Genomic DNA, 11,763 nt, shown 5'->3' with positions numbered 1-11,763 from the left:
GTGCGCTCACCGCGTGTAGCTATTGCACGCGCATACGCGCGCAGCATTGACGTTACAACGCGTCAGTAGCGCGGAATTCGGTCGAGCGTCCGCTGAACTTGAGGAAGGCCAGTACGGCCAGTCCAACCACCATCCAGGCGCTGCCGCCCAGCTGCGCATGCAGGTCGGCATTGATCAGCACATAGGCCAGGATCACGATGCCGATCACTGGCACCAGCCCGTGCAGTACCTTGCGGCCATGCGCGCGAAAGTGCCAAAGCACCGCAACATGCAGCAGCACGAAGGCCGTAAGTGCGCCCACATTGCATAGCGAGGACAGCAACGCGATCTGCCCGACGAACACTTCCCCCAGCACCATGCTCAGGGCCGCCACCAGCAGGATCGCCCGCTGCGGCACGCCAGTGCGCGGATGGATATAGCGCAGGAACGCGGGCAATTGGCGGTCGCGTGCCATTGCGAACAGCAGCCGCGAGGTCGCCGCCTGCGCCACCAACGAATTGGCGATCGCCGCACTGATGGCCACCGTCAGCGCAATCACAATCTGCATCCACGGCCCGGCAATCAGCCGCCCGATCTCGAAGAACGCATCGTTGGACGCTTGCGCGTTGGGGTAACGCTGCAAGTGCGGCTGCAGCAACGCCGCCAGCCAGGTCTGCAGCACGAACAGGCCGGCCACCAGCACCAACGCCAACAGCGTCGCGCGTCCGACCACCCGGTTGCCGCCGCGGGTCTCTTCCGACAGCGTGGAGATCGCATCGAAGCCCAGGAACGACACCACCGCCACCGACAGCGCACTGAAAATCAACTGCGGCGAAAACGCCTGCGGGTTGTAGAACGGGCGCAGGGTCCACTGTGCGCCGTTGACGCCGCGCTGGATGGCCAGTGTGGCCAGCACCACGAACAGCGCCAGCACGATGAGCTGCGCATACAGGAAGAAGCGGTTGGCACGCGCAGTGGTCTCGATGCCGCGCAGATTGACCAGCGTGTTGAGCACCACGAAGAAGGCGATCCACGCGGGCTGCGGCACCTGTGGCAGCACGTTGTGCATGGCGTTGGCGCCTACAACGTAGAGCAGGGTGGGTACCAGTAGATAGTCCAGCAGGATGGCCCAGCCGGCCAGAAATCCCATGCCGCCGCTCAAACCGCGCCCCACATACGCATACACCGAACCAGCTACCGGAAACGCCTGCGACATCTGCTGATAGCTGAGGGCAGTGAACAGCATCGCCACGAAGCCCACCAGATAGGTCAGCGGCACCATTCCCGCGCTGATGTCGAACACCCCACCGAAGATCGAGAACGGCGCGGTCGGCACCATGAACACCAGGCCATAGATCAGCAGGTCCTTCAGGCTGAGCTGCCGCTTGAGTTCCTGGGCGTAGCCGAAGCGTTCCAGCGTGGCCGCGTCGCTGCGGCCTGGGGTGTCGGTCATGCAGATATCCGCTGAGGGGAGGGCCGGGCGATGCCTGGCGGCGCTGGCGCGCGTCCAGTGCCGTGGGGGCGGGTGTTGCCCGGCATTGTGAACATAAAGCGCCCGGCGAGCCCATCCATTGGTAAAAATGCTAGGTTTTCCATGCTGGATGTCATCCAGTGGCAGTCGCCGGCACCGAAGGACATGCACCATGTTTGACACATTGGCCAGCCTGGGCCGTGATCTCCAGGCCCGCGAGACGCTCAATGCCTGCCTGGACCGGGTGTTTCGCGATGTCTGCGCGCTGGGATTCCAGTCGCTGGTGTACGACTACGCGCCGGTACCGCTGAGCATGGAGGGCGCGTTGATCACCCCCTCGGTGTTCCTGCAGCGCAATGCGCCCGACGACATGCACAACGTCTGGTGCGAACACGGCTATTACCAGAACGACCCGGTGCAGCAGCGCGCCACCCGCCGCACCACGCCGTTCGTGTGGTCGTATCGCACCGAAGGCCGCACCGAGGGCGTGGAATACGTGGGCGACCAGCACCGGCAGGTCACCCGCTACTTGTGCGACAGCGATATGGGCACCGGTGTCACCGTGCCACTGCACCTGCCCGGCGGCGCGTTTGCGACCTTCAGCGCGGCGGTCAATGCCACCCAGGCCGAGGCCCCACGCCTGGCCGAAGCCCAGCTGCCGCCATTCCTGCTGCTGGCGCACGCCTTTCAGGCACGCGCGCAGGAGCTGCTCGATCCGCAGGAGCGCCGCTGCCACCACATCGCCTTGACCCGCCGCGAGCGCGAATGCCTGCAGTACTCGGCCAAGGGCATGACTGCCAAGAGCATTGCCGCCACGCTCAACCGCTCCACGGCCACCGTGAACCTGCATCTGAATTCGGCGGCCCGCAAACTAGGCGCACGCAATCGCGTGGAAGCGGTGGTGCGCGGCATGCACTACCGGTTGCTGGAGTTGTAGGAAGACTCAGTTGATCGGGTTTGTCGGCCGCGTCGTTGGCGCAAGCGTGGTTGTTCATGTTCGCGGAGCGTTGGCAGGCCGGTGTTCGCATGCCGGCCTCAGCGCACATCGCACACACGACGGTGTCGCAATTCGCGCGTTTCGCAATTGCCGACCGGTGTCATCGCACTTAACGTGGACGCTGACGACATGCGGTCTCCATCGTCAGATTGAACGAGTCGTGGTGTCCACGATTGGCGCAGGCAATCAGCGCAACTGGCCAAGCACGCATCAAGCTGTTTAGCCCAGGCACCAAGGGCGCGGGCATTCGCAGCGTAGACGGCATCCGCGGATCTGTTATGCCTCTATATGCATGGCTAACCTGGCAAATTTGCCAGTTATCCCGGCCCGCTGCGCTGGGTAGGCTCGCCGCTCTCATTGCCGTAAGTGGGCGCAGGTCATGCAGTGCACCGAGGGTTTCGTCGAATTTCGCGGCTATCGCACCTGGTACCGCATCACCGGCGACCTGCATAGCGATGCGTGCCCGCTGATCGTGCTGCATGGCGGTCCGGGCTGCACCCACGACTACGTCGACAGCTTTACCGATCTGGCCGGCAGCGGCCGCGCGGTCATTCACTACGACCAATTGGGCAACGGGCATTCCACCCATCTGCCCAATGCCGACCCCAGCTTCTGGACGGTCGGACTGTTCCTGGATGAGCTGCACGCGCTGATCAGCCATCTCGGACTGGCCCAGTACGCGCTGCTGGGCCAGTCGTGGGGCGGCATGCTGGCCGCCGAACACGCGGTGCGCCGCCCTGCAGGACTGCGCGCACTGGTCATCGCCAACTCGCCGGCGTCGATGGGCTTGTGGCGGGCCGCCGCGCTGCGCCTGCGCGCGCGCCTGCCCGAACCGGTACAGGCCGCGCTGGACGAACATGAAGCCGCCGGCAGCCTGGATTCGCCCGCCTACCGCGCTGCCACGCAGGCGTTCTACGCGCAGCACGTGTGCCGGGTGCTGCCGTGGCCTGCGGAGGTGGCGCGCACCTTTGCCGCGATCGATGCCGATCCCACCGTCTACCACGCGATGAACGGCCCGACCGAATTCCATGTGGTGGGCAGCCTGCGCAACTGGAGCATCATCGAACGCTTGCACCGCATCACCGCGCCGACGCTGGTGCTGTCCGGCAAATACGATGAAGCCACGCCGGAAACCGTGGAGCCTTACGCACGGTTGATTCCGGATGCGCGCTGGCATGTCTTCCCCAACTCCAGCCACATGCCGCATGTGGAAGAGCGCGAGGCCTGCATGCGCCTGGTCGGCAACTTCCTCGACGACCACAGCCCGTGGCCAGGCGGGCAACTGACCCGCACCTCGGCGCTGGCCAATCGCGCCGTCTGAGCAGGGTGTAACGCGGCAGGGCTGCGGCTTGCTGGCCTTGGTAGACATGCCGACGACCGCGCGGTTCCGCAGACTGGCGCGTTTGAGCACTTAGAGCGGCTCACAAAACGTAGCGAGCAGTCGTCAGTTGAGTGCGGACGGCGCGGAGGAACCGGAGTGTGTGGGGGTACATGCCGATTTCGAACACCGGCCCCGCTCGCCTGGCGGCTGCGCAGCCGTTTTGATAGCCGCTCGTAGCCAGACGCCATCAGGTGCCGAGCCACACAAGCGTCTTGCGCGCGCGTGGCAGCGTGTTCATGGCCACGCACACGAGACGGGAATGATGCGCAGGTCTGCCTTGGTTCCTCCCTGCACGTTGCGGCATCGAGCCATGCGCGCCCTCGACCCGTCTTGATCGCCGCCGCCGGTCCGGCCGGCCAAGCCCACACCGTAGTGCCGAGCATGCGTACAGCATCGTGCTGAGGCCTTGTCTGGTAGTGCTGCGCACCGTGTTGCACTGCATCCCCCATAACTGTGCGCAGCATTTGCCGCCGCGCTCGATAGCACCATCCGATGCGCGCGATTGCGCCACTCGCGCATGCTCAGCCGTAGGTGCTTTCGCTTGGCCAATTCAGCCGATCATCGCGTGCGCAGCATTGACCCATGCGCCATCCGTAAGACTCTGCGCGATCGCGCTGCTGCAGGCGCGCATCTGCAACCTGTATCGATGATCGGTTTGGAAGAGCTTGCAAACACGATAGATCCCCTGGCGGCGATGCACGCGCGCGATTGATGCGGCAGCCGCGCATTAGGCCTGAAATTCCCACCAAACTGATCCGCTGATCATCAGCACCCTGTGGCTGCGTGGTGATCAAACGCGGCCGTGACGCGTCGCGTTGAGTGTCGTTCGTTTCACTGCATTGCCGCGCAGCGCGCTGCATCACGCACTCGTGCATGCGCAACGGCATGCCATCGCAGCATGCAGCAATCACACGCACAAGACATGTTGCAGCGCAGTGGCACGGTGTCCTGTCTCCGCTGTCCATTGCTGTCTCTTTTTGCGTGTCTCTCTGCGCGAATGTCGCGGTCTGTCAAATTTCCACAACTGGATAATTGTTTTCTGTTTCAAGACGCGCGAAGAATGCACGCCCCCACGCACCGCGTTGCCGTCGTCATGCACTCGCTGACGCCATGCAGCGTTTTCGAAATTCATTGGGAGAGGCTGCATGATTAGCAAAACGCTTCAGGGCGCACTCGCGCTTGCACTGTCTGCTTGCGCTGCGAGCGTGATCGCAGGTCCGGTCGGCTACGGTGCCGCCACCACCGGCGGCGGCAACAAGGTTCCGGTGAATGTGGCCACGTTCGAGGCGATGCAGTCGGCCATCGATAGCTACTCCGGCAGCGGCGGCCTGGTGCTGAACTACACCGGCAAGTTCGACTTCGGCACCATCAAGGATGTGTGCGCGCAGTGGAAGCTGCCCGCCAAGACCGTGCAGATCAAGAACAAGAGCGATGTCACCATCAAGGGTGCCAACGGCTCGGCTGCCAACTTCGGTATTCGCGTGGTGGGCAATGCGCACAACGTGATCATCCAGAACATGACCATCGGTCTGTTGCAAGGCGGCGAAGATGCCGATTCGATTTCGCTGGAAGGCAACTCCAGTGGCGAGCCGTCCAAGATCTGGGTCGACCACAACACGGTGTTCGCCTCGCTCACCAAGTGCTCCGGCGCCGGTGATGCCTCCTTCGATGGCGGCATCGACATGAAGAAGGGCGTGCACCATGTCACCGTGTCCTACAACTACGTTTACAACTACCAGAAGGTGGCGTTGAACGGTTACAGCGACAGCGACACCAAGAACTCGGCCGCGCGTACCACCTACCACCACAACCGCTTCGAGAACGTGGAATCGCGCGTGCCGCTGCAGCGCCGTGGCTTGAGCCACATCTACAACAACTACTTCAACAACGTCACCACCTCCGGCATCAATGTACGCATGGGCGGCATTGCCAAGATCGAGTCCAATTACTTCGAGAACATCAAGAACCCGGTGACCTCGCGCGACAGCAGCGAGATCGGCTACTGGGACCTGATCAACAACTACGTCGGCAGCGGCATCACCTGGGGCACGCCCGACGGCAGCAAGCCCTACGCCAATGCCACCAACTGGATCAGCACCAAGGTGTTCCCCGAATCGCTGGGCTACATCTACACGGTCACACCGGCCGCGCAGGTCAAGGCCAAGGTGATCGCCACCGCAGGGGCGGGCAAGAACCTGGCCGAATAAGGGCGCGGCGCCACCCTGTGTGACTGAAACCCCGGCCTTGGTCGGGGTTTCTTTTTGCAAGCGTTTGCCGAGCGATTGGCCTATTGCACCCACAGGCATCGCTGGGCCTGCGAGGCGCTAACGGGGGGCGATGCGGCGTGGGCGAGGGGGGGGGCGAGGACGACGCGGTGCTCACCGCATGGCGTGCGGCCTGTTCCGTCGCCGCCTGCCAGGTGCGTGCTTCAGCGTGCCATGCGTGCCCGTGGCGATGTCCGCACGGCTGCAGCACGGAGCGCACGGGTACGCGGGGCCTGCACGTGCGTGGCCGCCGTGGCACCGCGCACGCCGCGACAGGGCTGGCGACCGGAGTGCCCTGGCGGTGACGCCGTCAAGAGGCGCGGCGGAGCGCGCGACGCGGTATCGTGTCGCGTTCCCGTCATCGTCGATCCTGTCCATGCCGCTTCCGACCGATCCTGTTGCTGAGACTGCTTCGTCCGCTGCGCCTGCGCTGCGTCATGCGCTCAAACCCCGGCAATTGATGATGATGGGCCTGGGTACGGCGATCGGCGCAGGCCTGTTCCTGGGCTCGGGGGTCGGCATCCACGCGGCTGGCCCGGCCGTGCTGGTGTCCTATCTGATCGCCGGCGCGCTGGTGATCATCGTGATGAACGCGCTCGGTGAAATGGCCGCGGCCAAGCCGGCCAGCGGCGCGTTTTCGGTCTACGCGGCCGATGCCATGGGGCCGACCGCCGGCGCAACCGTCGGCTGGTTATGGTGGCTGCAGATCGTGGTGGTGATCGCCGCCGAAGCGGTGGGCGCGGCAAGTCTGCTGGCCACGGTGTGGCCGGCCTTGCCGGTGCCGATGCTGGCGTCGGTGTTCATGGCCACCTTCACCGTGATCAACCTGCTGGGCGTGCGCAATTTCGGTGAGTTCGAATTCTGGTTCGCCATCCTCAAGGTGGTGGCGATCCTGATCTTCCTGATGATTGGCGGTGCGCTGCTGGCCGGGTTGCTGCCGGGCGTGGCATCGCCGGGGCTCTCCAATTTCACCCAGCACGGCGGGTTCGCGCCCAACGGCCTGGCCGGCATCGGCACCGCACTGCTGGTGGTGGTGTTCGCCTTCGGCGGTACCGAGATCGTGGCGGTGGCGGCAGCGGAAACCGCCGACCCCGGACGCAGCCTGGCGCGCACCATCCGCACGGTGGCCTGGCGCATCCTGGTGTTCTATATCGGCTCGATCAGCGTCATCGTCGCGGTGGTGCCGTGGACCAGTGATGCACTGAGTTCACCGTTTGCCGCAGTGCTGGAAGTGGCGCGCATTCCTGGTGCGGCAACCGGCATCACGCTGGTGGCGGTGGTGGCGTTGTTGTCGGCGCTCAATGCCAATCTCTACGGTGCCTCGCGCATGATCTTTTCGCTGGCCCAGCGCGGTGAAGCGCCGCGTTGGCTGGGCAACACCAGCCGCCAGCAGGTGCCGCTGGTGGCGGTGATCGCCAGCGTGTTGTTCGGTTTTGCCGCCGCGGTGCTGGAGTTGCTGTATCCCGGCAAGGTGCTGCCGATGCTGCTGAATATCGTCGGTGCCACCTGTTTGCTGGTGTGGACGATCTCGTTGCTGTCGCAGTTGATCCTGCGTGCACGCGCCGACCGCGCCGGCATCGCCTTGCCGTTCCGCATGCGTGGCTACCCGGTGCTGACGCTGCTGGCGTTGGCGATCCTGGCGGTGATCTTCGTGCTGCTGGCATTTTCGGCCGACACCCGCGCGCAGTTCCTGTCGATGGTGGGGCTCACCGCCGGCATCGCGCTGGTGAGCGAGCTGGCGCGGCGGATGCGCAAGCGCTAAACCGTATTGGCTGACAGGCGGCGCCCACGTGCGCCGCTAGCAGCAGCGTGGCGAACGGCGCTCACGTGGCCGTGTGTGTTGGCAGCCGATGGCAGACGCGTGCTACCTGCGCGATAGCGCGATGCCGCGCGTTCGCAGTCGCCCGGTACGGCGCTGCAACGCAGCCGGATGCCTTGATTCAACGCAATTGCGACGCGACACGTTGACGCAGTGCGACGCCGTGTCGCATCGGGAACGGGCGCACGCGTCCCTATCATGATCCTGTCGCACGAAGGATCTGCTCGCACATCACAGGGATCCCTCGGCGATCGATCCGCAGCCTGCGCGCTGGCGGTCATCCCCACTTTCCTGGAGCTTTCTCCATGGACGCCCTGCTGTTGTCACGGATCCAGTTCGGGTTCGTCATCGCGTTCCACGTGTTGTTTCCCGCGTTCACCATCGGCTTGTCCAGCCTGTTGGCATTTCTGGAATGGCGCTGGTTGCGCACCCGCCTGCCGGTCTGGCGCGAGCTGTATTTCTTCTGGCAGAAGATCTTCGCCGTGTCCTTCGGCATGGGCGTGGTCAGCGGCATCGTCATGGCCTTCCAGTTCGGTGCGAACTGGCCGGAGCTCAGCCGCATTGCCGGCAGCGTAATCGGCCCGTTGCTCAGCTATGAAGTGCTCACCGCGTTCTTTCTGGAAGCCAGCTTCCTGGGCGTGATGATGTTCGGCTGGGGCCGGATTTCCGAGCGCCTGCATTTCTTCGCGACCTGCATGGTGGCGCTGGGCACGCTGTTTTCCACGTTCTGGATCCTGTCGTCCAACAGCTGGCTGCAGACGCCGGCCGGCTACGAGGTGGTCAACGGCATCGTGCATCCGGTGGACTGGCTGAAGATCATCTTCAACCCGTCGTTCCCGTACCGGTTAGCGCACATGGCGCTGGGTTCGTTCATCACCACCTGCTTCGTAGTGGGCGCGGTGGGTGCGTGGTATCTGCATCGTGGCGTGCACCGCGAGGCAGGCCTGCGCATGCTCAAGCTGGCGGTGGCGTTTGCGGCGATCACCGTGCCGCTGCAGATCTTTGTCGGGGACATGCATGGCTTGAACACGCTCGAGCACCAGCCGATGAAGATCGCTGCGGTGGAAGCGCACTGGCACGACGAAGCGCCGGGGGAGGGCTTCCCGCTGGTGGTGTTCGCGGTGCCCAACGCGGCGAAAGAGCGCAACGATTACGAGATCGCCATTCCGCGGCTGGGCAGTCTGATCCTCACCCATCGCCTGGATGGCCGCATCGCGCCGCTGACCACGGTGCCGGCCGCCGATCGTCCGCCCGTGCTGCCGGTGTTCTTCGCGTTCCGCATCATGGTCGGGCTGGGCAGCCTGATGCTGTTGGTGGCCTGGGTGTCGGCGTTTGCCTGGTGGCGCGGCAAGCTGGTGCAGTGGCGCTGGTTGCTGGCCACCTGGCGCTGGATGCTGCCGAGCGGCTTCATCGCGCTGGTGTCGGGCTGGTTCGTGACCGAGATGGGGCGGCAGCCGTACGTGGTGTATGGGTTGCTGCGCACCGCCGATGCGGTGGGTCCGCAGTCGACGTTGATGACCGCCATCTCGCTGGCGGTGTATGTGGCTGGCTACGCCTTCGTGTTTGGCTGGGGCATCTGGTACCTGGTCAAGATCGGCAAGCTCGGGCCCACCCCGCACGATGCGCCGCAACTGGATCACGGCGAACACACGCCCGCACGGCCGCTGTCGGCCGCCGACGAACCGATCGATGGAGCTGCCTGATGGACATGACGACCTTCCTGCCGGTGGCGTGGTTCGCGGTGATCGGCTTTGGCGTGTTGATGTACGTGGTGCTGGATGGCTTCGTGCTCGGCATCGGCATCCTGGCGCCGTTTCGCAAGGACGAAGCGCAGCTGGACCTGATGATGAACACCGCCGCGCCGATCTGGGACGGCAACGAAACCTGGCTGGTGCTGGGCGGGGCAGGGCTGCTCGCCGCGTTTCCCAAGGCGTATGCGGTGATCCTCTCGGCGCTGTATCTGCCGGTGCTGCTGATGGTGATGGCGTTGGTGTTTCGCGGGGTGGCGTTTGAATTCCGCTTCAAGGCGCATCGCTCGCGGCGGTTGTGGAGTAACGCGTTCGCCGCCGGTTCGATCCTGGCGACCTTTGCGCAGGGCGTGATCCTGGGGGCGTTGGTACAGGGCTTGCCGATCGAGAACGACCGGTACGTCGGCGGCATCTGGGGCTGGTTCAGCCCGTTCGCGATGCTCACTGGCGCGGCGCTGGTCGCTGGTTACGCACTGCTCGGCAGCACCTGGCTGATCCTCAAGACCGACGGCCACGTGCAGCAACTTGCGCGCCAGCTATCGCGGCCGCTCGCGTTGACGGTGCTGGTGTTCATCGGCCTGGTCAGCGCGTGGCTGCCGTCGCTGCAATCGCACGTGATGGAGCGCTGGTTCGAAGGCGCGCACTATCTTTGGCTGATGCCGATCCCGGTGCTGGTGGCGGTGGTGGGCGTGGCGTTGTGGCGCGCCACCGACGCCGGCCAGCCGGACACGCCGCCGTTCCTGCTGGCGATGGCCTTGTTCGTGCTCGGCTTCCTCGGGCTGGTGCTGGGCATGTGGCCCTACTTGGTGCCGCCGGTCTACACGATCTGGCAGGCCGCCGCGCCACCGTCTTCGCAGCTGTTTGCGCTGGTCGGCCTGGTGCTGCTGCTCCCGCTGATCCTGGGCTACACGGTGTGGTCGTACCGGGTGTTCCGCGGCAAGATCACCGCCGAGACTGGCTATCACCACTGAAGGCTGCAGGCGTGCGATGTGCTTAGCGCCGTGTGCGCGTACCGCGCTGCGAGCACGAGCAGGGACGGCGGGGCTGCGAGCCTGCCAGGGCAGGGCGGTTGCATGCAGCGCTAAAGCGCCACACGGCCTTGCCGCTGTGGTGATCAGTGGGCCGCAGCGCGAGCTGTTGTGCTACGACCGCAGATCGAGCGAAACCAGCACGTTAAGCAGGAGATGCCGGCCGCGCTCTTGCCAGCGGTGGCCAGGTCGATGTCTCCCAGCCGGCTAGCGCAGGCGCTGCTTGAACATCCAGTCCCACATCGCCGGATCGGCGTAGGTGGCGTCCCAGGCATTGTGGTTGCCGTTGGGGTACTCGCTGTAACGCACATTGGCGCCCACGCCCTTGGCGGCGCGGTACAACGCGCGGTCGTCGTGCGGCGGGACCGCCTCGTCCTTGGCGCCATGGAACATCCAGATCGGCACGTGCTTCAGGCGCGTGACCGCTGCGGTATACGGGTCGGCTTCTTGCGCCACCAGGCTCACGTACAAGGTGCGGCGCTCATCGCGCGGGGCCTTGAGCGCGCCGCAGATCGGCACGATGGCGGCAAAGCGCTGCGGCTGCATCAGGCCGATTTCCCAGGCGCCATAGCCGCCCATCGAAATGCCGGTGAGATAGGTGCGCTGCGGGTCGGCGGAAAACTCGGCACTGGTGGCATCCAGCGCTGCAATCGCCATGCGCGCATTGATCCCCAGCCATTCCTCGTCGTCCGGCACCTGCGGCAACACCACCAGGGCGGGAAAGTCGGCGGTGTGTTCGCTGAGGTAGGGGCCAACGCCCACCTCGGCCTGGTTACGGCCATTGTCGCCACGCTCGCCCGAGCCATGCAGGAACAGCACGATCGGCCGCGGCTGCGGCGACGTGCCCACCGGCACGAACACCTGGTACTGGTAGTGCCGGCCTTCGATCTCCAGCGAGCGCGTCACGAAGTGACCGCGGCGGGTGTCCTGGTGCCGGTCAACCAAGCTGGAACATCCGGCCAGCAGCAGCGCGAGCACCACCAGCAAAAGACAACGACGCATCACGCAGCACTCCCTGGCAAAGACAGGCCTGCAGTATCGCCGCCAACGCGTGTCGCGGCATGTCGCGTTGCGGC

9 protein-coding genes and 1 other RNA gene are annotated in these 11,763 nt (G+C 65.0%); 7 read left to right on the top strand and 3 right to left on the bottom strand.

The window, feature by feature from the left end; translation table 11 throughout:
* Positions 1 to 52: 52 nt before the first annotated feature.
* Positions 53 to 1,432, bottom strand: coding sequence for an APC family permease (locus ACCQ01_RS15720; RefSeq protein ID WP_116891084.1), 1,380 nt, complete (start codon positions 1,430 to 1,432; stop codon positions 53 to 55).
* Between the two features lie 190 nt (positions 1,433 to 1,622).
* On the opposite strand from ACCQ01_RS15720, the gene ACCQ01_RS15715 reads away from it, so the two are divergent.
* Positions 1,623 to 2,387, top strand: a complete 765-nt coding sequence (locus tag ACCQ01_RS15715; protein WP_014508487.1) for a LuxR family transcriptional regulator — start codon at positions 1,623 to 1,625, stop codon at positions 2,385 to 2,387.
* Positions 2,388 to 2,826: 439 nt separating this feature from the next.
* Complete coding sequence (locus ACCQ01_RS15710; RefSeq protein ID WP_228418890.1) at positions 2,827 to 3,768, top strand: proline iminopeptidase-family hydrolase; 942 nt, start codon at positions 2,827 to 2,829, stop codon at positions 3,766 to 3,768.
* A 97-nt stretch (positions 3,769 to 3,865) separates the two neighbouring features.
* On the opposite strand, the gene ACCQ01_RS15705 is transcribed toward ACCQ01_RS15710, so the two are convergent.
* A non-coding RNA gene (locus tag ACCQ01_RS15705) (sX9 sRNA) lies at positions 3,866 to 3,940 on the bottom strand.
* A 429-nt stretch (positions 3,941 to 4,369) separates the two neighbouring features.
* Here ACCQ01_RS15705 and ACCQ01_RS15700 point away from each other — a divergent pair.
* From ACCQ01_RS15700 to cydB, 5 genes are all read left to right on the top strand, one after another.
* Positions 4,370 to 4,540: a hypothetical protein gene (locus ACCQ01_RS15700; protein WP_228432043.1), complete on the top strand. Its 171-nt coding sequence runs from the start codon at positions 4,370 to 4,372 to the stop codon at positions 4,538 to 4,540.
* Between the two features lie 433 nt (positions 4,541 to 4,973).
* Positions 4,974 to 6,035, top strand: coding sequence for a pectate lyase family protein (locus tag ACCQ01_RS15695; RefSeq protein ID WP_228432044.1), 1,062 nt, complete (start codon positions 4,974 to 4,976; stop codon positions 6,033 to 6,035).
* Positions 6,036 to 6,468: 433 nt separating this feature from the next.
* Positions 6,469 to 7,854: an amino acid permease gene (locus ACCQ01_RS15690; RefSeq protein ID WP_228432046.1), complete on the top strand. Its 1,386-nt coding sequence runs from the start codon at positions 6,469 to 6,471 to the stop codon at positions 7,852 to 7,854.
* A 362-nt stretch (positions 7,855 to 8,216) separates the two neighbouring features.
* Entirely contained in the window at positions 8,217 to 9,614 is a 1,398-nt protein-coding gene (locus ACCQ01_RS15685; protein ID WP_042598074.1) for a cytochrome ubiquinol oxidase subunit I, read from the top strand.
* On the top strand, positions 9,614 to 10,630 hold the full coding sequence (gene cydB / locus ACCQ01_RS15680; protein WP_011269599.1) for a cytochrome d ubiquinol oxidase subunit II: 1,017 nt from the start codon (positions 9,614 to 9,616) through the stop codon (positions 10,628 to 10,630). The genes ACCQ01_RS15685 and cydB overlap by 1 nt, the downstream gene beginning before the upstream one ends.
* A 264-nt stretch (positions 10,631 to 10,894) precedes the next feature.
* On the opposite strand, the gene ACCQ01_RS15675 is transcribed toward cydB, so the two are convergent.
* The gene (locus ACCQ01_RS15675; protein WP_070690289.1) at positions 10,895 to 11,689 is read right to left on the bottom strand and encodes a carboxylesterase family protein; all 795 of its coding nucleotides are present in this window, start codon (positions 11,687 to 11,689) and stop codon (positions 10,895 to 10,897) included.
* Positions 11,690 to 11,763 lie beyond the last annotated feature (74 nt).

It is taken from the genome of Xanthomonas sp. NCPPB 4037 (genome assembly GCF_041475695.2).
Classification (GTDB): domain Bacteria; phylum Pseudomonadota; class Gammaproteobacteria; order Xanthomonadales; family Xanthomonadaceae; genus Xanthomonas; species Xanthomonas campestris.
Note: the sequence above shows the minus strand (reverse complement) of the source record. Positions and strands in the feature narration are given on the sequence as shown.

Excerpts from the sequence above, each read along its gene's own strand:
- ACCQ01_RS15710 (WP_228418890.1), top strand. The coding sequence starts at position 2,827 with ATGCAGTGCACCGAGGGTTTCGTCGAATTTCGCGGCTATCGCACCTGG.
- cydB (WP_011269599.1), top strand. The coding sequence starts at position 9,614 with ATGGACATGACGACCTTCCTGCCGGTGGCGTGGTTCGCGGTGATCGGC.
- ACCQ01_RS15675 (WP_070690289.1), bottom strand. The coding sequence starts at position 11,689 with ATGCGTCGTTGTCTTTTGCTGGTGGTGCTCGCGCTGCTGCTGGCCGGA.
- ACCQ01_RS15715 (WP_014508487.1), top strand. The coding sequence starts at position 1,623 with ATGTTTGACACATTGGCCAGCCTGGGCCGTGATCTCCAGGCCCGCGAG.
- ACCQ01_RS15720 (WP_116891084.1), bottom strand. The coding sequence starts at position 1,432 with ATGACCGACACCCCAGGCCGCAGCGACGCGGCCACGCTGGAACGCTTC.
- ACCQ01_RS15695 (WP_228432044.1), top strand. The coding sequence starts at position 4,974 with ATGATTAGCAAAACGCTTCAGGGCGCACTCGCGCTTGCACTGTCTGCT.
- ACCQ01_RS15685 (WP_042598074.1), top strand. The coding sequence starts at position 8,217 with ATGGACGCCCTGCTGTTGTCACGGATCCAGTTCGGGTTCGTCATCGCG.
- ACCQ01_RS15690 (WP_228432046.1), top strand. The coding sequence starts at position 6,469 with ATGCCGCTTCCGACCGATCCTGTTGCTGAGACTGCTTCGTCCGCTGCG.